This window comes from Streptomyces sp. SudanB52_2052, from assembly GCF_964272415.1.
GTDB lineage: Bacteria > Actinomycetota > Actinomycetes > Streptomycetales > Streptomycetaceae > Streptomyces > Streptomyces olindensis.
This window is the reverse complement of record NZ_OZ186796.1, coordinates 1,054,023-1,074,913: the sequence shown is the minus strand read 5'-3', so window position 1 is coordinate 1,074,913 and position 20,891 is coordinate 1,054,023. Positions and strand designations below refer to the sequence as shown.

11 protein-coding genes and 1 pseudogene are annotated in these 20,891 nt (G+C 73.3%); 7 read left to right on the top strand and 5 right to left on the bottom strand.

Features of this window, described 5'->3' with window-relative positions; all coding sequences use genetic code 11:
* Positions 1 to 128: 128 nt before the first annotated feature.
* Both ACSUPV_RS04630 and ACSUPV_RS04625 read right to left on the bottom strand, forming a co-directional pair.
* Positions 129 to 1,226, bottom strand: a complete 1,098-nt coding sequence (locus ACSUPV_RS04630) for a mechanosensitive ion channel family protein (protein WP_031112935.1) — start codon at positions 1,224 to 1,226, stop codon at positions 129 to 131.
* A gap of 321 nt (positions 1,227 to 1,547) precedes the next feature.
* The gene (locus ACSUPV_RS04625; RefSeq protein WP_436946968.1) at positions 1,548 to 2,531 is read right to left on the bottom strand and encodes a lysylphosphatidylglycerol synthase transmembrane domain-containing protein; all 984 of its coding nucleotides are present in this window, start codon (positions 2,529 to 2,531) and stop codon (positions 1,548 to 1,550) included.
* Between the two features lie 240 nt (positions 2,532 to 2,771).
* On the opposite strand from ACSUPV_RS04625, the gene ACSUPV_RS04620 reads away from it, so the two are divergent.
* The 4 genes and pseudogenes from ACSUPV_RS04620 to ACSUPV_RS04605 all read left to right on the top strand — a co-directional run bounded on the left by ACSUPV_RS04620 (position 2,772) and on the right by ACSUPV_RS04605 (position 7,679).
* Positions 2,772 to 4,655 (top strand): ABC transporter ATP-binding protein, encoded by a 1,884-nt coding sequence (locus tag ACSUPV_RS04620; protein ID WP_436949872.1) that lies wholly within the window; start codon positions 2,772 to 2,774, stop codon positions 4,653 to 4,655.
* A 95-nt stretch (positions 4,656 to 4,750) separates the two neighbouring features.
* Positions 4,751 to 5,242, top strand: coding sequence for a hypothetical protein (locus tag ACSUPV_RS04615; RefSeq protein ID WP_031112939.1), 492 nt, complete (start codon positions 4,751 to 4,753; stop codon positions 5,240 to 5,242).
* Between the two features lie 108 nt (positions 5,243 to 5,350).
* A pseudogene (locus ACSUPV_RS04610) lies at positions 5,351 to 6,978 on the top strand (ATP-binding protein).
* The gene (locus tag ACSUPV_RS04605) at positions 6,975 to 7,679 is read left to right on the top strand and encodes a response regulator (RefSeq protein ID WP_436946967.1); all 705 of its coding nucleotides are present in this window, start codon (positions 6,975 to 6,977) and stop codon (positions 7,677 to 7,679) included. The pseudogene ACSUPV_RS04610 and the gene ACSUPV_RS04605 overlap by 4 nt, the downstream one beginning before the upstream one ends.
* Positions 7,680 to 7,689: 10 nt before the next feature.
* On the opposite strand, the gene ACSUPV_RS04600 is transcribed toward ACSUPV_RS04605, so the two are convergent.
* Entirely contained in the window at positions 7,690 to 9,222 is a 1,533-nt protein-coding gene (locus ACSUPV_RS04600; RefSeq protein ID WP_436946966.1) for an acyl-CoA carboxylase subunit beta, read from the bottom strand.
* A gap of 20 nt (positions 9,223 to 9,242) precedes the next feature.
* The gene (locus ACSUPV_RS04595; protein ID WP_031121050.1) at positions 9,243 to 9,452 is read right to left on the bottom strand and encodes a DUF5988 family protein; all 210 of its coding nucleotides are present in this window, start codon (positions 9,450 to 9,452) and stop codon (positions 9,243 to 9,245) included.
* A 187-nt stretch (positions 9,453 to 9,639) separates the two neighbouring features.
* Here ACSUPV_RS04595 and ACSUPV_RS04590 point away from each other — a divergent pair, with 187 nt between their 5' ends.
* Both ACSUPV_RS04590 and ACSUPV_RS04585 read left to right on the top strand, forming a co-directional pair.
* Positions 9,640 to 10,719, top strand: a complete 1,080-nt coding sequence (locus ACSUPV_RS04590) for a hypothetical protein (RefSeq protein ID WP_031121051.1) — start codon at positions 9,640 to 9,642, stop codon at positions 10,717 to 10,719.
* Positions 10,719 to 11,426: a TetR/AcrR family transcriptional regulator gene (locus ACSUPV_RS04585; protein ID WP_359795196.1), complete on the top strand. Its 708-nt coding sequence runs from the start codon at positions 10,719 to 10,721 to the stop codon at positions 11,424 to 11,426. The genes ACSUPV_RS04590 and ACSUPV_RS04585 overlap by 1 nt, the downstream gene beginning before the upstream one ends.
* A gap of 15 nt (positions 11,427 to 11,441) precedes the next feature.
* Here ACSUPV_RS04585 and ACSUPV_RS04580 read toward each other — a convergent pair whose 3' ends face one another.
* On the bottom strand, positions 11,442 to 13,118 hold the full coding sequence (locus tag ACSUPV_RS04580) for a fatty acyl-AMP ligase (RefSeq protein ID WP_436946965.1): 1,677 nt from the start codon (positions 13,116 to 13,118) through the stop codon (positions 11,442 to 11,444).
* Positions 13,119 to 13,445: 327 nt separating this feature from the next.
* Here ACSUPV_RS04580 and fabD point away from each other — a divergent pair, with 327 nt between their 5' ends.
* Positions 13,446 to 20,873: an ACP S-malonyltransferase gene (gene fabD / locus ACSUPV_RS04575; protein ID WP_436946964.1), complete on the top strand. Its 7,428-nt coding sequence runs from the start codon at positions 13,446 to 13,448 to the stop codon at positions 20,871 to 20,873.
* Positions 20,874 to 20,891: the final 18 nt, after the last annotated feature.

Here is a 20,891-nt window from a genome sequence, read left to right as displayed (position 1 = left end):
CGCCGGGGGTGGGGTACGGGACGGAGGCGGCCCCGGCGGCTGCCCAGGCCGGTCCGCCGACCGGTACGGCGGTCGCCCGTGCGGGACGCCGGACCTGGCCGGCGAGCGGCCCACGACCGCCGGGGCGCTCAGTCGAACCTGGCGGCCGGCACCTCGCCCGGCTCGGTCTCGCCGGTCCGCTGCTGCGGGATGACGACCGCGCCCTGCTGGAGCGCCACCGTCCGGGCCGGGGCGGGGATGCGGATGCCCTCCGCGCGGTACCGCTTGTGCAGGCGCTTGATGAACTCGTGCTTGATCCGGTACTGGTCGCTGAACTCGCCGACGCCCAGGATGACGGTGAAGCCGATGCGGGAGTCGCCGAAGGTGTGGAAACGGATGATCGGCTCGTGGTCGGGCACGGCGCCCTCGACGTCCTTCATCGTCTCGGCGATGACCTCGTTGGTGACCCGCTCCACGTGGTCCAGGTCACTGTCGTAGGCCACCCCGACCTGGACCAGGATGGTCAGCTGCTCCTCGGGCCGCATGAAGTTGGTCATGTTCGCCTTGGCGAGCTGACCGTTGGGGATCACGACGAGGTTGTTGGACAGGTTGCGGATCGTCGTCTGCCGCCAGTTGATGTCCTCGACGTAGCCCTCCTCACCGCTGCTGAGCCGGATGTAGTCACCGGGCTGGACGGTCTTGGAGGCGAGGATGTGGATGCCCGCGAAGAGGTTGGCGAGGGTGTCCTGCAACGCCAGCGCGACCGCCAGACCGCCGACACCGAGGGCGGTGAGCAGCGGGGCAATGGAGATGCCCAGCGTCTGGAGCACCACCAGGAAGCCGATCGCCAGGACCAGGATCCGGGTGATGTTGACGAAGATCGTGGCCGAGCCGGCGACCCCGGACCGGGACTGGGTGACCGTGCGTACCAGTCCGGCCACCACCCGCGCCGCGGACACCGTCGCGACGAAGATGAGCAGCACGGTGAGCACCTGGTTGGTGTGGTGCTGCACCGTGCGGGTCAGCGGCAGCACCGCCGCCGCGCCCGCCGCGCCGCCCACGACCGCGGCCCACGGCACCACGGCCCGCAGCGCGTGCACGATCACGTCGTCCCCGCTCCAGCGGGTGCGGTCGGCGTGCCCGCCCAGCCAGCGCAGCAGGATCCGCAGCGCGAACGCGGCCAGCAGGCCCGAGGCGAGGGCGATGCCGGCGAACAGCAGATCGTCCACGGTGAGGGCCCGGTTCACCGGTCACCTCCGGGGAGGGGAAGCGCGGCGAACGCCGTCGCCGGCGGCCGGATGTGAAGTCTCGTCACGTCGTCACCTGCTCGTTTTCCGGGATGTCCGATGGGGACCGACCACCCTGACCCGCGGTCGGCACGATCGTTCATCCTGCCGCATCCCGGACGGGGGTTCGTACCGCGGACGGGGGTGACCGGGGCGTGAGTTACTGCACATGACGCGCCGTCATGTGCGCCCCCTCGGCTGTCCGGCACCACGTCCGGCGCGGCGTCCGTTCGCCACGTCCCGCGCGGCTCCCGCGCGCCGGGACCGGAGCGCCGCCCGGACTCAGATCACCTTCAGCCGCACCAGCGCCCCGAGCGTCAGCGCGCCCGGCACCAGCGGCAGCCACACCGTGACGACCCGGAAGGCCAGGACCACCGCCGTGGCCACCGCGGCCGGGCCGCCCGCCGCGACCAGCGCCACGACCAGCGCCGCCTCCACCGAGCCGATCCCGCCCGGCGTGGGCACCAGCGCGACGGCGACCGTCGCCGCCAGGTAGGCCACCGCCATGTGCGCGAGCGGCACGTCCAGCCCCAGCGACTTCCCCACCAGCACCAGAACCGTCGCCTGCAGCGCGGGGAAGGCGAACGACCCGCCCCACAGCGCCAGGGCCCGGGCCGGGCGGGTGTGCACCGAGCGCGCCTCGCCGAGCGCCGTCCGCAGGAAGGTCACCACGGCCGAGCGCACCCGCCGGACGAGGACGAGCACGGCCGCCGCGACCAGGACCAGGGCGCCGGCCCCGGCCAGCAGCGGGCCGAACGCGGTCTCCGGAACCAGGGTGCCGAGCCGCAGCGCGTCGGGGAACGCGAGGAGCAGAAAGCCCAGCAGGGCCACCCGGCCGACGCTCTCCGCCAGCAGGTAGAGCGCGAGCGCCGCCGAGGAGCGGGCGAGCGGCAGCCCGCACACCGTCATGAACCGCAGGTTGACCGCGCTCGCGCCCAGCCCGGTCGGCAGCAGGTGGTTGGCCGCGCCGGCCGCGAACTGCGTCGCCAGCAGCCGCCGCCGGGGCAGCCTCTCGACGACCGCGCCCTGCCGGGTGCACGCGGCCGCGACCCAGGTCAGACAGGTCGCGCCGACCGCGGCCAGCAGCCACGGCCAGGAGGCGGTGCCCAGGTGCGCGAAACCCTCGGCCAGCACGGACCGGTGCCGCACCGCGACCACGGTGACGAGCAGGAGCGGAAGCAGGCACAGGATCTGCCGCAGGCGGCGGACCGGGACGCGACGGGGGAGTCGTCCCGGGCGGAGTTCGGGGAGTTGGACCGCTGTCACATCCGCAGAGGCTTCCCACCGCGCGCCAACGGCGGGTTGCGGAAGCGGGGACTGCGGATTGCCTGCGGGAAGCGGCTGGGGCTCGGGCACGGGGAGCGGCTGCGTGGGGAGCGTCATCGGGGCCTTTGCGCGGGGGGACGGGGGAGTGGGGGTTGGGGCTGATTGTGCGGGATGTCGGGGGCGCCGCGCGAGCGCCTTGACCTCAAGAATGCTTGAGGTTCTACGTTCGCTGCCATGAGCATGGAGACCACAGCGTGGACACAGCTGCACAGCGTCATGACCGCCCAGGAGGAGCGCCGCCCCTTCGCCCTCGCGACCCTGCGCCGCATCGGCGCCTTCGCCCGCCCGCACCGGCGCCGCATCGCCCTCTTCGTCCTGCTCGGCGTGGGCACCGCGCTGCTCGCCGTGGCGACCCCCGTCCTGGCCGGACGGGTCGTCGACGTGATCGTCTCCGGCGGTGACGAGGGCACCGTCGTACGCCTGGCCCTGCTCATCGCGCTGATCGCGGTGGCGGAGGCCGCGCTCGGCATCCTCGGCCGGAGGCTGTCGGCGACGCTCGGCGAGCACCTCATCCTCGACCTGCGGACGGCCGTCTTCGACCATGTGCAGCGCATGCCCGTGGCGTTCTTCACACGCACACGTACGGGCGCCCTGGTCTCCCGGCTCAACAACGACGTCATCGGCGCCCAACGCGCGTTCAGCAACACCCTGTCCGGAGTGGTCAGCAACCTCGTCACGCTGCTGCTCACGCTCGCCGTGATGCTCACCCTGTCCTGGCAGATCACCCTGCTCGCGCTGGTGCTGCTGCCGGTGTTCGTGGTCCCGGCCCGGCGCATGGGCAGCCGGATGGCCCGGATGCAGCGGGAGGCGGCGACCCTGAACGCGGCGATGGGCACCCGGATGACCGAGCGGTTCTCGGCGCCCGGCGCCACGCTCGTCAAGCTCTTCGGGCGGCCCGAGGAGGAGTCGCGCGAGTTCGCCGAACGGGCCCGCCGGGTCGCCGACATCGGAGTCCGGACGGCCACCGCCCAGGCGGCCTTCATCACCGCCCTCACCCTGGTCTCCGCCCTCGCCCTGGCCCTGGTCTACGGCCTCGGCGGCTACCTCGCCCTGCGCGGCACCCTGGAGCCCGGCGCGGTCGTCTCGCTGGCGCTGCTCCTCACCCGGCTCTACGCGCCGCTGACCGCGCTGGCCGGGGCGCGGGTCGAGGTGATGAGCGCCCTGGTCAGCTTCGAGCGCGTCTTCGAGGTGCTCGACCTGAAGCCGCTCATCGAGGACAAGCCGGACGCGCGCCCGGTGCCCGACGGGCCCGTGGCGGTCGAGTTCCAGAACGTCCGCTTCGGCTACCCGGCCGCCGACAAGGTCTCCCTGGCCTCGCTGGAGGAGGTCGCGTCCCTGGACAAACGCGGCGGCGACGACGTCCTGCACGGCATCTCCTTCCGCGCCGAACCCGGCCAGACCGTCGCGCTCGTCGGCTCCTCCGGCGCGGGCAAGTCGACCATCGCCCAGCTGCTGCCGCGCCTGTACGACACCGACGCGGGCCGGGTGCGCATCGGCGGCGTCGACGTCCGTGACCTGACGGCCCGCTCCCTGCGCGAGACCCTCGGCATGGTCACCCAGGACGGACACCTCTTCCACGACACCGTCCGCGCCAACCTCCTGCTCGCCCGGCCCGAGGCCACGGAGGACGAGCTGTGGGACGCCCTGCGCCGGGCCCGCCTCGACGACCTCGTACGATCCCTGCCCGACGGCCTCGACACCGTCGTGGGCGAACGCGGCTACCGGCTCTCGGGCGGCGAACGCCAGCGCATGACCATCGCCCGGCTGCTGCTGGCCCGCCAGCGCGTCGTCATCCTCGACGAGGCCACCGCCCACCTCGACAACACCTCCGAGGCCGCCGTCCAGGAGGCCCTCACCGAAGCCCTGGAGGGCCGGACGGCGGTCGTGATCGCCCATCGGCTCTCCACGGTCCGGGCGGCGGACCAGATCCTGGTGATCGAGGCCGGCCGGATCGTGGAGCGGGGCACGCACGAGGAACTGCTGGCGGCGGGGCGGCGGTACGCCGAGCTGTACCGCACCCAGTTCGAGGGCGCCCGGACCGCCGCGGTGGAGCGGGCCGCGTAGCGAGTGAACACCTCCGGACGCCGGTCCGTACTCCCCTGGGGTGCTCCTGCTCCCCTGGAGTGCTCCTGCCGAAAGCCCGCACCCGGAGAGGCGACGTGTCCCACCAGCAACCCCTCGCACGATCCGACCGCCGGACCCCGTCCCGCACCCGACGGCCGCGCGCCGTCGCCGCGGCCGGGGTCCTGGCCGCGCTCGTCCTCGTCACCGCCTGCGGCGGCGGTGACGACGACAAGGCGGCGGCGAAGCCGAGCCGGGCCGCGGCTCCCGCCGCCGGGGTCGTCGCGCCGGCGAAGGTGGAGGTGATCGCCGGACTGGCCGGCTGCACGGCGAAGATCCGCACCGAGGCGGACGAACTGCGCGAGGGCGTGTGCCACACCGCGAAGGGCGACTTCCTCATCACCACCTTCCCCGAGGAACGGCTCAAGGAGACCTGGCTCGAGTCGGCCCGCGTGTACGGCGGCACGTACCTGGTCGGCATGCGCTGGGTGGTCAGCGCCAAGCCGGAGATGCTGGAACCGCTCCGCGCGAAACTCGGCGGCACCATCCGTAAGTTGTCGGGCATCGGCCCCGACGCGAACGCCTCCTGACGGCGGACCACGGCACCTCCCTTCCGGTTTCCGCTGGTGGACGTCATGATGGTGCGACTCCGCACATGAGCCGCCCCCCGCGCGCCGGCAGAGAAGATTGAGTTCGTCGTGGTCGCCACCTTTCGTCGCCATTCGCTCGCGGGCGAGATGCTGGTGCTCCAGCTCGCCATCGTGGTGGTGGTGCTGCTGGCGGTCGCCGCGGTCTCCCTCGCCCAGTCGCAGGCCACCTTCAACCGCGTCGAAGGACGCCGGGTGAGCGCGCTCGCCGAACAGCTTGCCGCCAACCCGCTGGTGCGCAGCCGGCTCGCGAGCCCCGCGCCCGGGGAATCGCTCGCCCCCCTGGTGCTCTCCACCCAGGCGCAGTCCGGAGTGACCTCGGTGACGGTGGCCGACGCAGCCGGCCGGATCGTCAGCTCCACCAACCCCACGGTCGTCGGCGAGCGACTGCCGCGGGGACCCGGCACCGCCCGGGGACGGGGCTGGTCGGGTCAGCTGACCCTGGACGGCAACCGCGAGCTGGCCGCCCAGGTCCCCGTCCTCGGGGCGACCGAGGAGAACCTCGGCCGGATCCTCGGCACGGTCATGATCGGCGAGGCCGACCCGACGGTGTGGCAGCGGCTCAACGGCGCCTCCTCCTATCTGCTCGCCTACCTCGGCATCGCCAGCGGACTCGGCGTGGCCGGCTCCTGGCTGCTCGCGCGGCGGGTCAAGCGGCAGACCCTCGGACTGGAGCCCGGCGAGATCGCCGGGCTCGCCGAGCACCGGGAGGCGATGCTCCACGGAATCGCCGAGGGCGTCATCGCCCTGGACCCGCAGCACCGGCTCACCCTCGTCAACGACATGGGCCGCCGCCTGCTCGACCTGCCCGAGGACTGCGTCGGCCAGAGCCTGGACGGCCTCGGCATCGACGGACGGCTGCGCGACGTGCTGGCCGGGACCGCCGCCGGCAAGCGGGACGAGGTCGTCGTCCGCCACGGCCGGGTCCTGGTCATGAACCGGATGACCGTCACCAAGGACGGCCGGCTCCTCGGCTCGGTCACCACGCTGCGCGACCGCACCGAACTCGCCCGGCTGGAACGGGAGATCGGCTACTTCCGCAGCTCCTCGGAGCTGCTGCGCGCGCAGGCCCACGAGTTCGCCAACCAACTGCACACCATCTCCGGGCTCATCCAGATCGGCGAGCAGGACGAGGTCGTGCGCTACATCCGCGCCCTGAACCAGCGCCGCCAGTCCCTCGACGTCACCCTCAGCCGCCGCGTCCGGGACACCGCGGTGGCCGCCCTGCTGATGGCGAAGGCGTCCCTCGCGGCCGAACGCAAGGTCAGCCTGCGGATCTCCGACGACACCGCACTGGAACGGCTGTCCCCCGAGGACGCCGCCGACGTGGCGACCGTCGTCGGCAACCTGGTCGACAACGCCGTCGACGCCGCCGCCCAGGACGACGACGCCTGGGTGGAGGTGGCGCTGCGCCAGGACGCCTCCAGCGTGGAGATCGTGGTCCGCGACTCCGGCCCGGGCGTCGCCCCCGAACTCGCCCATGAGGTGTTCTCCCACGGCTTCACCACGAAGGCCGCCCGGGAGGGCGAGCGCGGCATCGGACTGGCCCTGACCAAGCTGGTCTGCGAACGGCACGGGGGCGAGATCTCGGTGTCCAACACCCCCGACGGGGCCGTGTTCACCGCACGCATGACCGTCGGCCACCTCACCGGCACGGTGGCGAAGGAGCGGCCCCATGACCACGACGAGCGACAAGGCGGGCACGATCGACGTCCTCGTGGTCGACGACGACTTCATGGTGGCCAGGGTGCACCGCGCGTTCGTCGAACGCGTCGAGCCGTTCCGCGTCGTCGGCATCGCCCACACCGGCGCCCAGGCGATCGAGGCCGTGGACGCACTGCGCCCCGACCTCATCCTGCTCGACCTGTACCTGCCCGACCTCTTCGGCCTCGACGTCATCCCACGGCTGCGCACCGCCGGCCACGACTGCGACGTCATGGTCATCAGCGCCGCGCAGGAAGCCGACACGGTACGCGGCGCCGTCCGCCGGGGCGTGGTCGACTACCTCCTCAAACCCTTCGACTTCGAGGACCTGCGTCCCCGCCTGGAGCGCTACGCCGCCCAGCGCGGCCGGCTCCTCACGGCGGTGGTACGCGGCCAGGCGGACGTGGACCGCGTCCTGGCCGGCGCGTTCGTCCCCGCGCCACCGGCCCACACCCTGCCCAAGGGCATGAGCGTCGAGACCGCCGCTCTCGTCGAGCGGGCCCTGCGCGAGGCGGACGGCACGCTGTCCGCCACCGAGTGCGCCGCCCTGACCGGCGTGTCCCGCGTGAGCGCCCGCCGCTACCTGGAGTACTTCCACAGCACCGGCAGCGCGGAGGTGTCGCTGCGCTACGGCGCGGCGGGACGCCCGGAGCGGCGTTACGCCTGGCGGACGTGACGCCGCCTGCTCACTGCGGTGGGTTGCCGTGCTTGCGCAGGGGCAGGTCGGCGTGCTTGCTCTGGAGCATGGCGAGGGACTTGATCAGGACCTCGCGGGTCTCGGCGGGGTCGATGACGTCGTCGACCAGGCCGCGTTCGGCCGCGTAATAGGGGTGCATGAGCTCGGACTTGTACTCCTTGACCATCTTCTGCCGCATCGCCTCGGGGTCCTCGGCCTCGGCGATCTGGCGGCGGAAGATGACGTTGGCCGCGCCCTCCGCACCCATGACGGCGATCTCGTTGGTGGGCCAGGCGTAGGTGAGGTCCGCACCGATGGACTGGCTGTCCATGACGATGTACGCACCTCCGTAGGCCTTGCGCAGGATCAGGGAGATCCTCGGCACGGTCGCGTTGCAGTAGGCGTACAGCAGCTTCGCGCCGTGGCGGATGATGCCACCGTGCTCCTGGTCGACGCCCGGGAGGAAGCCGGGGACGTCCAGAAGGGTGATGATCGGGATGTTGAAGGCGTCGCACATCTGGACGAAGCGGGCCGCCTTCTCCGAGGCCTCGATGTCCAGCACACCCGCCAGCACCTGCGGCTGGTTGGCGATGATGCCGACGACCTGACCGTCCATCCGGCCCAGCGCGCAGATGATGTTGCGGGCCCAGCGCTCGTGGACCTCCAGGTAGTCGCCGTCGTCGACGATCTCCTCGATGACCTTGGTCATGTCGTAGGGCCGGTTGCCGTCCGCCGGGACCAGGTCCAGCAGGACGTCCGAGCGGCGGTCGACCGGGTCGGAGGCCTCCGCGCGCGGCGGGTTCTCGCGGTTGTTCTGCGGGAGGAGCGAGAGCAGGTAGCGGACCTCCGCGATGCAGGTCTCCTCGTCGTCGTAGGCGAAGTGGCAGACCCCGCTCGTCTCGGCGTGGACGTCCGCGCCGCCCAGGCCGTTCTGCGTGATCTCCTCGCCGGTGACCGCCTTGACCACGTCCGGGCCGGTGATGAACATCTGCGAGGTCTCGCGGACCATGAACACGAAGTCCGTCAGGGCCGGGCTGTAGGCCGCGCCGCCCGCGCACGGGCCGAGCATCACCGAGATCTGCGGGATCACGCCCGAGGCCTTGGTGTTGCGCTGGAAGATGCCGCCGTAACCCGCGAGGGCGGAGACGCCCTCCTGGATGCGGGCCCCCGCACCGTCGTTCAGCGACACCAAGGGGGCACCGGCCGCGATGGCCATGTCCATGATCTTGTGGATCTTCGTGGCGTGGGCCTCGCCCAGCGCGCCGCCGAAGATGCGGAAGTCATGGGCGTAGACGAAGACCGTCCGGCCCTCCACCGTGCCCCAGCCGGTGAGCACACCGTCGGTGTACGGCTTCTTGGCCTCCAGGCCGAAGCCCGTGGCCCGGTGCCGGCGCAACTGCTCGACCTCCCGGAACGACCCGGGGTCCAGGAGCAGCTCGATGCGCTCCCGCGCGGTCAGCTTGCCCTTGGCGTGCTGCGCCTGGGTCGCCTTCTCGCTCGGGCCGGCCACCGCCTGCGCACGGATCTCGTGCAGTTCGGCCACGCGTCCACCCGCGTGCCCGCTCATTCGGCGATGGCGGTGCGCATCGTCCACCGGTAGACGGGCAGCCGCTTGTCACCGATCTCGCTGAACTCCCCGTCGTGCGCGAAATGTTCGTAGTGGGCGCCGAACCGGTACTTGACCTTCTCCGTCAGCGACGGGGACAGCTGTACGCGCTCCACGTCCGGAATGGCGGACGGACCGCCGACCAGCAGCACTTCGAAGTCCGACATGGCACAAGCCTCCTGACACGTGTACGGGAGCGTCCGTCATGCCTCGCCAGGTTCGCGCCACCGCCTAAATTCGGGTCAAAAAACGACCCCACAGGGGGAGTTGTGGCGATCGAGCGGTGTACGACAGACTGGTCCTCAACGCCTGTTGAGTGGAATCATCCTGTTTGTCAGCTGCAGGGAGCAGATCGTGACTTCTCCGGCTGCCGGGCCGACCGCCGGCACAGCGCCGTCCGACCCCCCGGCCACGACCCGGCGTCCCCCCAACCACCGTGTGCTGCTCGGCCCGTCGCTGCTCGGGCTCTTCCTGGTCATCGCCTTCGCCGGCCTGATGATCCCCGGCCTGCGCAACCCCGCCCCGCACGACGTGCCGCTCGGGGTGGCCGGGCCGCCCCCGGCCGTCGAGCGCCTCGGCCAGCAACTGGAGGCGGGCGCACCGGGCGCCTTCGAGGTCACCGAGTACGCCGACGAGAAGGCGGCCCGGGCAGCACTCCTCGACCAGGAGGTCCTGGGCGCCATCGTCATCGGGCCCCAGGGCGCGCCCGCACTGCTCACCGCGAGCGCGGCAGGCGACGCGCCCACCCGGGCCGTGACGGCAGCCTACGAGCGGCTGACCGACCGACTCGGCACCCCACCGCAAGTGCGGGACGTCGCGCCCCTGCCCGAGCACGACTCCCGGGGCGTCAGCGCGGTGCTGCTGTGCGTCGCCCTGTCCGTGGGCGGACTGCTCTTCCAGATCGGCCTGAGTCTGGCGGCCGGAGGCGAGCGGGCCTCCGCCCGATGGCTGGCCTCCGTCGGCTACGCGGTGGTCGCCGGCCTGATCGGTGCGCTGCTCGCAGGTCCCGTCACCGGTGCCCTCACGGGCCACTTCGCGGAGCTGCTGGGCATCGCGGTCCTGCTGTCGCTGACCGTCGTCGGCGTGGTGGCGGCCTGCCAGGCGCTGCTGCGGGCACTCGGCATCGTGGTCGGCGCGCTGCTGGTGCTGCCGCTCGGCGTCTCGTCGTCCGGCGGTGTCGTCGACCCGCACTTCCAGCCCGCCTTCTACGCGGCGATCTCGGAGTACCTGCCCATGGGCAGCACCGTCTCCCTCCTGCGGCGCGTCTTCTACTTCGACGGCAACGCGGCGGGCGGACCGCTGCTCACCCTGGCACTGTGGGCGGCCGTCTCCTGGATCGTGGCACTGGTGATGGAGCGGTTCCGGCCCTTCCGCCCGGTCGTGGTCGTCGTGCCCGCCTCCGCGCTGCCCGCCGGCGACCCCCGGACGGCCTGATGGCGGCCGAGCCGAGCGGGCCCGCCGCGGAACCGGCGCAACCGGCGCAACCGGGCGGTCCCGAGGGAACGCAGGAGAACCGCCGCGAGCTGATCCGGCTCGCGGCGGTCGAGCTGTTCGCGCGGCACGGCTACCGCGGCACCACCGTCCGGGCCATCGCGGAACGGGCCGGTGTGGACCCGGCCCTCGTGATGTACCACTACGGCAGCAAGGAGAAGGTCTTCTCCGTGGTGATCCGGGAGGCGATGCGTGCCGAGGAGCTGCTGCCCGCGCTGCCCGAGCTCCTCGACGAACCCCCGGGCGACGGCGGGCCCGGCAGCACCCGGGAAGGCCCCGGCAGCACCCGGGGCGGGCCCGGCAGCCGGCTCGTCCGCGGGTTCCTGACCCGCTGGGAGGACGCCGCGTCACGCTCCTCGCTCCTGGTGGTCTTCCGCTCCGCGATGGAGCACCCCGAGGCCTCGCAGCTGTTCCGGGAGGTCGCCGGCGGCGAACTGCTCATACCGATCGCCCGCCGGATCCCGGCCCCCGACCCCGAACTGCGGGCCGTGCTGGTGGCGTCCCTGCTCGTCGGGCTGGTCACCGGCCGCTACGTGGTGCCCATCGGCCCGCTCGCCGACATGGACCTGGACACGGTCGTGGACCTCTACGGGCCGTACGCGGACGCCATGCTGCTGGGCCGGCTGGGCACACCCCCGCCGCTGCCGTGACACCACCGCACTCCCTCAACGACGCCCGGGGAGCGTCCCCTTGACCAGCGCGTCCACCACCTGGCGCCGCTGGAGCTTGCCGCTCGGGGTCTTCGGCAGGGCGCCCCGGGGCACGACCTCCACCCGGTCGGGACGCACCCCCGTCTCCGCTGAGACCGCCGCGACGACCGCCGAGCGGATCTCCGCGACCCGTTCGGCGTCCGCGTGACTGCGGGACTCCACCACCAGCACCAATGCCTCGGTGCTGCGCTCGGGGTCAGGGCAGCCCACGGCGGCCACCGCGTCCGCCCGCAGGCCCTCCACCGTGGCGGCCGCCGCCTCGAAGGCGTACGGATGGTAGTTGGACCCGGCGATGATCACCACGTCCTTGATCCGGCCGGTGACGTACAACTGGCCGTCGGCCAGGAACCCCTGATCGCCGGTGTTCAGCCAGCCGTCGCCGAGGACCTTCGCGGTCTCCTCGGGCTGGCGGTAGTAGCCCGCCATCATCGAGGGGCAGCGCAGCAGGATCGTCCCCTGCCGGTGGTCCGGCAGGTCCGCGCCCGTCTCGTCCACCACCCGGATCTCGATCTCCTTCAGGGCGCTGCCCGACGAGACCAGTTCCTGCCGGTCGGGATCGTCCGGTGACGCCTCCACGACCACGCCGTCGGCGGCCAGCCGGTCGCGCCGCACGGGCAGCGTGATCAGCGGGTCGCCCGGCACGCACATGGTCGCCGCCAGGGTGATCTCGGCCATGCCGTAGCAGGGCGTCATCACCCGCTCCCGGTAGCCGTAGGGGGCCATGCGCTCGGCGAACGCCCGCAGCGTGCCGGCCTGGACGACCTCGGCGCCGTTGCCCGCGAGCCGCCAGGCACTGAGATCGAGCCCCTCCAGCTTGGCGTCCGGCACGTTCGTCGCGCACAGCCGGTACGCGAAGTTCGGCGCCGAGGTGAACGTGCCCCGGTAGCGGTGCATCGCCCACAGCCACCGCTCGGGGCGCAGCGCGAACGACAGCGGCGGCATGCTCGCCACCGGCAGACCGTGCAGCAGCGGAGCCAGGTTCAGCCCGATCAGGCCCATGTCGTGGTGGAGCGGCAGCCAGCTGACGATCAGATCGCCCGAGCGGTAGGCGCGGTCACCGATCGCGGCGGCGTTGGCGAAGACGGCCTCGTGGGTGAGGGTCACGCCCCGGCTGTCGCCCGTGGTGCCGGAGGTGAACTGGATCAGCGCGATGTCACCGGGCCGCGCACGCACCGAGCCCGGCACCAGACCGCCTTCGAACGGCGGCTCCACGATCGTCACCCCGGCCTGGGCGCACGGCGCCGACACCGCGTCCCGGAACTCCGGGGAAGCCACCACGGCACGGGGTTCCGCACGGCTGATCAGCAGCCGCAGCCGGTCCTCCCAGCGCTGCCGCCGCATGGTGGCCAGGGGAGGCTCGCACACGAAGGGGACGGCGCCCAGCAGGAAGCAGCCGTGCAGGGCCGCGTAGGCGTCGACGCCGGTGTCCATGCAGACGCCGACCCGGTCACCGGGGCGGACCCCGTGCTCGGCCAGGGCGGTCGCCGCGGCCCCCGCCAGCTCGGCGAGTTCGGACGCGGTCAGCCGCACCGGCTCCCCGGAGCCCTCGACGTAGGCCAGCGGCCGACCGGGATCGCGGTCGGCGATCTCCAGCAGGGCCGCGCCGATCGTGCCGGCGGAGGCCAGGGACACCGGTCCCGGACGATCCTCCGGTTCGAATCCCCTCCGGTCGATGTGTACGTCTTCGGTCGAAACGGCAACTGGCATTTCCTACCCCCGAATTGACCACCGCGGAGCGGCTGAAAATGGCATGGTGAATGCGACCGTATGATGTGCAGCATGCAACAGGGAAGTCAAGCGCGGCAATTGACGGACCATGGCTTTAGAGAGCCGCAAGAGCGTCCTTAGTCGCACCGTTCACGATGGATCGGCTGAATTTTGCTGGGCCTTCTCTCGATTCCCGCAGCCGAAAGATCCCGGATCGGTATTTCCGACGCAACTTAAGGAACGACACACGCCGTGTTCGCGCTCGTTTTTCCCGGCCAGGGTTCACAGCACAAAGGGATGGGTGCGGAGCTCTTCGCCGCATTCCCGGAACCGGTGGCGGAGGCCGACGAGATTCTCGGCTATTCCGTCGAGGAGCTGTGCCGCGACGACACCGACGGACTGCTCCAGAACACGGAGTTCACCCAGCCCGCCCTGTACGTCGTGAACGCGCTGAGCCTGCTGGCGCACCGCCGGGACGGCGGGCCCGAGCCCGACTACGTGGCGGGGCACAGCCTGGGCGAGTACAACGCCCTGCACGCCGCGGGCGTCTTCGACTTCGCCACCGGACTGCGTCTGGTGGCCAAACGCGGCGAACTGATGGCCCGGGTGGCCGACGGGGGCATGGCCGCCGTGGTGGGCCTGACGGCCGAGCAGGTCGGCGAGGTCCTCGCCGCACCGGGCCTGGGCAACGTGTCGATCGCCAACTACAACAACCCCACCCAGATCGTGGTCGCCGGTCCCCGGGAGGACGTCGAGCGGGCCGGCGCCGCCTTCCAGGACGCGGGCGCGGGCCTCTACACGGTGCTGCGGGTCAGCGGCGCCTTCCACTCGCCGTACATGTCGGACCTCCGCGACGAGTTCGCCGACTACGTCCGGACCTTCGCCCTCCGACCTCCCGGCATCCCCGTGATCTCCAACGTGACCGCCCGCCCCTACGGCGACGACGTCGCGGGCGCGCTGATCCAGCAGCTCGACCACCCGGTGCGGTGGACGGACACCGTACGCCACCTCCTCGCCCTGGGCGTCACCGACATCGAGCCCCTCGGGCCGGGCCGGGCGCTGCGCGGGCTGATCCAGGCGACCCGGCGGGACGCCGAGCGGCCGTCCCGGAAGCCCGACGCCGCACCCGTACCGCCGACGGCATCCGACGGACCCGGTGGGGAACTGCGGCTGCGGCGGCCCGAGCGACAGCGCGCGGCCCGCCCCGCCGGCACCCCACGGGAACCGCTGCGGGACGCCCTGCTGCGCGACCTGCGCACCACCGTCGCCGACGTGCTGAAGGTCGAGCCGTCCGCCGTGCGGCCCGAGGCGGAACTCAGCACCCTCGGCTTCGACTCGATCCGCCTGATCGAGTTCGCCGACCGGCTCCGGCAGGACCTCGGCGTCGACCTCACCCCCTCCGTGTTCTTCGAGCACTTCACGTTGGAGGCGTTCGCCCGCCATCTCCTGACCGAACACCGCGATCTCGTGACCGCCCGTCACCCGGACGCGCGGCACGAGGAAACGGAGCGCGAGGACGCCCGGTACGGGGACGCTCCGGCTCCGGCCGGGTCCGTCGCCGGGTCCGCCACCGGGACCGGCCGGGACGCCGCGGACGACGCCGCGTACGCCGTCGCCGTCGTCGGCGTCAGCGCCCTCCTGCCCGGCGCCGAGGACCTGGAACAGTTCTGGCAGCGGCTGGTGGACGGGGACGAACTCGTCACCGGCGTACCGCGCGAACGCTGGGACGACTGGGCCGGGCCGGACCGGGCCCGCGACGCGCACGGGGCCTTCCTCGACGAGGTCGACACCTTCGACTGCTCCTTCTTCGGCATCTCGCCGCAAGAAGCGGAGCTGATGGATCCGCATCAGCGGCTGTTCCTGCAGACCGTGTGGAAGGCGATCGAGGACTCCGGGCGACGCCCCGGCGACCTGGCCGGCAGCCACACCGGACTGTTCGTCGGCCTCAGCTCCATGGACTACCTGGAGGTGCTCGGCCACAGCGCCGCCGGGCCCCAGGCGCACACCGCCACCGGCCTGGCCCACGCCGTGCTGCCCAACCGGGTGTCGTACCAGCTCGATCTGCGCGGACCCAGCGAGGCCGTCGACACCGCCTGCTCCTCGTCCCTGGTCGCCGTCCACCGCGCGGTGCGCGCCCTGCGCTCCGGCGAGTGCGACCTGGCCGTCGCGGGCGGCGTGAACCTGCTGCTCAGCCCCACGCCGTTCGAGTGCTTCGGCCTCGCCGGGATGCTCGCCCCGGACGGCCGCTGCAAGACCTTCGACCGGGCCGCGAACGGCTACGTCCGCGGCGAGGGCGTGGTCGCGGTCCTGCTGAAGCCGCTGGCCGCAGCCGAGGCCGACGGCGACCACATCCACGCCGTCATCCGGGGCAGCGCCGTGGGCCACTCGGGCCGCAGCGCCTCGCTCACCGCGCCCAGCCCCGAGGCACAGGCGGACGTCATCGTCGACGCCTGGCGTACCGCGCGCCTCGACCCGGCCACCGCGACGCACATCGAGACCCACGGCACCGGCACCAGCCTCGGCGACCCGATCGAGATCGAGGGCCTCAAGCAGGCGTTCACCCGCCTCTACCGCGACTGGGGGCATCCCGCGCCCGCCGCGCCGCACTGCTCCCTGGGCTCGGTGAAGACCGCCATCGGACACCTGGAGGCGGCGGCCGGGCTCGCCGGTCTGGTCACCATGGTGCAGGCCCTCCGCTACGGCCGGCTCCCCGCCCTGCGCCACTTCGAGGCGCTCAACCCGTACATCCGCCTGGACGGCAGCCCGTTCCGCATCGGTGACCGCGTCACGCCGTGGAACCGTCCCGCCGCCGCGGACGGCACCCCGCTCCCGCGCCGCTGCGGCGTCAGCTCCTTCGGTTTCGGCGGCTCGAACGCCCACGTGGTCCTGGAGGAGTACGTCACCGACCGGACGGAACCGACCCCGCCCGCCGGCCCGCAGCTGATCCCGCTGTCCGGCCGCACCCCCGAGGCGCTGCGGGACCACGCCCGGGACCTGGTCCGCCACCTCGACCGGCACGCGCCCGCCGACGGCACCCCGGACTTCACCCTCACCGCCCTCGCCGACACCCTCCAACTCGGCAGGGAAGCGATGGAGACGCGGCTCGCGGTGGTGGCGGCCGACCTCGACGAACTGTACGACGCGCTGGTCCGCTTCCTGCGCGGTGACGAGCAGGGCGACACCTGGTGCACGGGGCGGGCCACCGGCACGGCCGAACTGTCCCGCGCCCTGCTCGACGGACCCGAGGGGCAGGCCCATCTCGCCGCCCTGGTCGAGGCCGGGAAGACCGGCACCCTGGCCCGGCTCTGGACGGCGGGCGCCGACTTCGACTGGGCGGTGCTGCGCGGGGACCGGCCGGTGCGGCGGACGCCACTGCCGACCTATCCGTTCGAACGCCGGCACTGCCGACCGCAGGACCTCACGCCGCACGGAGTGCCGAGCCCGGTCCCGGACCCGGCCGCCGCCGTGCCGGCGGCGGCCGCACCCGCGGGTCCTGGCTCGCCGGACGGAGTCCGCGGGCACCTGGTCCAGCTGTTCGCCGAGACGCTGAAGTGGCGGCCGGAGGAGATCGACCCGGCTGCCCGCTTCGAGGACCTCGGCCTGAACTCCCTCCTCGTGGAGAAGCTGCGCCGCCGCCTGGAGGAGCACTACGGGCCGTTCGACAGCACCACGCTGTTCACCTACAAGAGCCTGGACGCCCTGGCACACCACGTGGCCGACCGGGCCATGGCACGTACCGAGCCGCCCGCGCCCGCCGTGTCGCCCGCGCCCGCCGCGCTGCCGGCGTCCGCCGCGTCGTCGGCGTCCGCCGGGCTGCCCGCCTCCGCCGTGTTGCCGGCGTCCGCCGCGCCGCCCGCACCCCCCGCGCAGGCGGGACCGTCCATGACTCCCGCGGTCGCCGCCCGGGCGGTTTCCTTCCGGGGTGCCGCCGGTGCGGGCCACGACTCCGCCGACTCCGCCGACATCGCCATCATCGGCATCAGCGGCCGCTACCCGGCCTCCCCGACCCTGGACGACTTCTGGGAGAACCTGCGGCAGGGCCGGGACTGCGTCGGCGAGATACCGCTCGACCGGCCCGGTTACCGGCGCTACGCGGAGCTGGCCCGGGAGCGCTTCGGCGAGGCGTGGCCCCGCTGGGGAGGTTTCCTGGACGACGTCGACGCCTTCGACGCGCAGTTCTTCCACATCTCGCCGCGCGACGCCCGGCTCCTCGACCCGCAGGAGCGGCTGTTCCTCACCACGGCCTGGGAGACCCTGGAGGACGCCGGATACACCCCGGCGTCCCTGGCCGACCCCCGGCTCGGCGACCGGCGCGGCTCGGTGGGCGTGTTCGCGGGGGTGACCTACAACAACTACCAGATGTTCGCCGGGAACGACCTCGACCAGGGCGTCTGGCGCATGGTCACCTCCCAGACCTTCTCCGTCGCCAACCGGATCTCCCACCTGCTCAACCTCGGCGGCCCCAGCCTGACGCTGGACACCGCCTGCTCCTCCTCCCTCTACGCGATCCACCTGGCCTGCGCCGCCATCCGCCGCGGCGAGTGCGCCACGGCGCTGGCCGGCGGCGTGAACCTGTCCCTGCACCCCAGCAAGTACGTGATGCTCGCCGAGGCCGGTTTCCTCGCCGAGGACGGCCGCTGCCGGGCCTTCGGCGAGGGCGGCACCGGCTACGTCCCCGCCGAGGCCGTCGGCGCGGTCCTGCTCAAGCCGCTGGAGCGGGCCCTGGCCGACGGGGACCGCGTCCACGCCGTCATCAAGGGCTCGGCGGTCAACAGCGACGGCCGCACCTACGGCTACGGCGTGCCCAACCCGGTCGCCCAGGCCGAACTGGTCCGCGCCGCGCTGCGCGACGCCCGCGTGGACGCCGGCACCATCGGCTACGTCGAGGCGCACGGCACCGGCACCAGCCTCGGCGACCCCATCGAAGTGCGCGGCCTCACCGAGGCGTACGGCGACGCGGCGATCCCGCACCGCCGGGACGGGCGCCCGCCCTGCGCCATCGGCTCGGTGAAGTCGGTCATCGGCCACGCCGAGGCCGCGGCCGGCATCGCCCAGGTCACCAAGGTGGTGCTGCAGATGCGGCACGGCACCCTCGTGCCCTCGCTGCTGCACTCGCCGCGCTTGAACCCCCACCTCGACCTCGACGGCACGCCGTTCAGCGTGCAGCGCGAGACCGCCCCCTGGGAGCGGCTCCGGCTGCCCGGACCCGAAGGCCGGGAAGCCGCGCCCCGCCGGGCGGGGATCAGCTCGTTCGGCGCGGGCGGGGTCAACGTCCACCTCGTCCTGGAGGAGCCCCCGGCCCGGCCCGGGCCGCCGGCCACCGACCCGGGCCGTCCGCTGGTCTTCCCGCTGTCCGCCCGCACCCCCGACAACCTGCGCGCCTACGCGTCCCGCATGGCCGGCTTCCTGCGCTCCCTGGAGCGGACACCACCGGGCACGGACCCGGCACGCCCGGCGGACGTGGCGCACACGCTGCAGCACGGCAGGGAGGCCATGGAGCACCGGGCCGCCTTCACGGCCCGCACCCTGGCCGAGGCGATCGACGGCTTCGACCGGGTGGCCACCGGCCAGGACGCCCCCTCCGGTGTGCACATCGGCCGCCGGCCCGACCGGTCCGGCACCGCACCGGCCGTACCGGCGACCGCCACGCCCGAGGAGACGGCCGCCCTGTGGGCCCGGGGCGCCGACACCGACTGGGCCGCCTCGCCCACCGGCGGGCGACGGGTGTCGCTGCCGACGTACCCCTTCTCCCGCGAGCGCTACTGGCTGGAGCCGAGCGGCGGCACCGACCCGGCACGCCCCGCACCCGCGGCCGCGCCGGGCGCCGGCCCCGGGGACGTCACCGACCTGCGGGCCGTGCTCGCGGCCGTGCCCCGCAGCGAACGGCACACCGCCCTGGCCACCCACATGCAGCGGGAACTCGGCGCCCTCCTCCAGTTCCCGCCGGACAGCCCGCCGGACCGGCAGCGCGGCTTCTTCGAACTGGGCATGGACTCCGTGATGGCCGTCCGGCTGGGCAACCTGCTGGAGGAGTCGCTGGGGCTGGTCCTCTACGCCGGCGTCGTCTTCGACTACCCCTGCATCGACGACCTCGCCGGCCACCTGCTGGAACAGCTCGACCTCGACGAGCCCGGCCCGGCCGCGCCGACGCCCACCCCGACGCCGGGCGACGCCCCGGCCGACGCTCCGGCACCGCGGATCGTCCACTACACCGCCGACTGGGAACGGGCCGACGCGCCCCAGGGCCCCGGCTCCTGGCTCACCCGCCCGGTCCTGGTCCTCGACGCCGACGGGGACCTCACCGAACTCGTCCGGCGGCACCACGCCGACGCCGCCCAGGTGATCGGCGTACGGCCCGGCGAGCGGTACACGACGTCCGGCACCGAGCGGACGGTCCGGGCCGGATCGGCCGAGGACCACGCGGACCTCCTCGCCGGTCTCGACACGCCGCCCGCCACCGTCCTGCACGCCTGGACCGATCCGCGCACCGCGCTGACGTCCGTGTTCCACCTCAGCAAGGCACTGCTCCGCGGCGGCCTGCGCCGGCCCGTGCGCCTGCTGCGTCTGCACACCCGCACCGGCGGGCCGGCCGACGCGCTCGCCGAGGCGTTCGGCGGCTTCGCCCGCTCCGTCGAGCACGAGAACCCCCGCCTCCTCCAGCAGGCCGTGGCCGTGCACTCCCCGGACGGCCGTCCGGCGGACGCCCTCTGGGCGGCCTGCCTCGCCGAACTGGCCGCCGACACGCGCAGCGAGGCCGAGGTCCGCCACGACGAGCGGGGACGCTGGGTGCGCAGGCTCAGGGAGCTGCCCGCCCAGCCGCCCGCACCGGGCGGGGACGCCGTCCGCCCCGGCACGACCTGGGTGATCACGGGCGGCGCCGGCGGCCTCGGTCTGCTCTTCGCCGAGCACCTGGCCCACCGGGCCCCGGTGAACCTGCTGCTCGTCGGCCGCTCCGAGCTGACCGACGACCGCCGGACGGCACTGGAGGGCATCCGCGCGCTCGGCAGCGACGTCCGCTACGAACGGGCCGATGTCGCCGACCGGACCGAGGTGGACCGGCTGCTCGCCCTCGCCCGTGAGCGCTGGGGGGCCGTGCACGGCGTCATCCACTCCGCCGGCGTGCTGCGCGACGCGCTGCTGCCGAACAAGAGCGCCGACGAGATCGACGCCGTCCTCGCCGGCAAGGTCGACGGCGCCGTGCACCTCGACGAGGCGACCCGCGACGACGACCTCGACGTCTTCATGGTGTTCTCCTCGCTGGCCGCCCTCGCCGGCAACCCGGGCCAGGCCGACTACGCCTTCGCCAGCCGCTTCCTGAACGCCTTCAGCCGCGCCCGCGAGGAGAAGCGGGCCGCGGGGGAGCGGTCCGGCGCGAGCATCGCCGTGGTGTGGCCGTTCTGGCGCGACGGCGGCATGCGGGTCGACGCGGCCACCGAGGGCTTCGTACGCCGCAGGCTCGGCCTGACCCCGCTGGAGAACGCCGTCGGCGTGGCGGCCTTCGACGCGGCACTGCACCACGCGGTACCCGAGTTCGGGGTCGTGCACGCCGAACGGGCCAAGCTGGAGCGGCTGTTGCGCATCGAACCGGCCGGCACCGCCCGGCCCGCGGCGGCGCCCGAGGACGGCATCTCGGCCGTGGCGGCCGAACTGGAGCACGTCCTGGCGGAACTGGAGCTGTAGGGCGTGAAGTCCGAGCAC

What these genes read in the sequence shown, in the direction of transcription:
- ACSUPV_RS04620 (WP_436949872.1), top strand. Translation starts at nt 2,772, where the DNA reads ATGGAGACCACAGCGTGGACACAGCTGCACAGCGTCATGACCGCCCAG.
- ACSUPV_RS04605 (WP_436946967.1), top strand. Translation starts at nt 6,975, where the DNA reads ATGACCACGACGAGCGACAAGGCGGGCACGATCGACGTCCTCGTGGTC.
- ACSUPV_RS04595 (WP_031121050.1), bottom strand. Translation starts at nt 9,452, where the DNA reads ATGTCGGACTTCGAAGTGCTGCTGGTCGGCGGTCCGTCCGCCATTCCG.
- ACSUPV_RS04585 (WP_359795196.1), top strand. Translation starts at nt 10,719, where the DNA reads ATGGCGGCCGAGCCGAGCGGGCCCGCCGCGGAACCGGCGCAACCGGCG.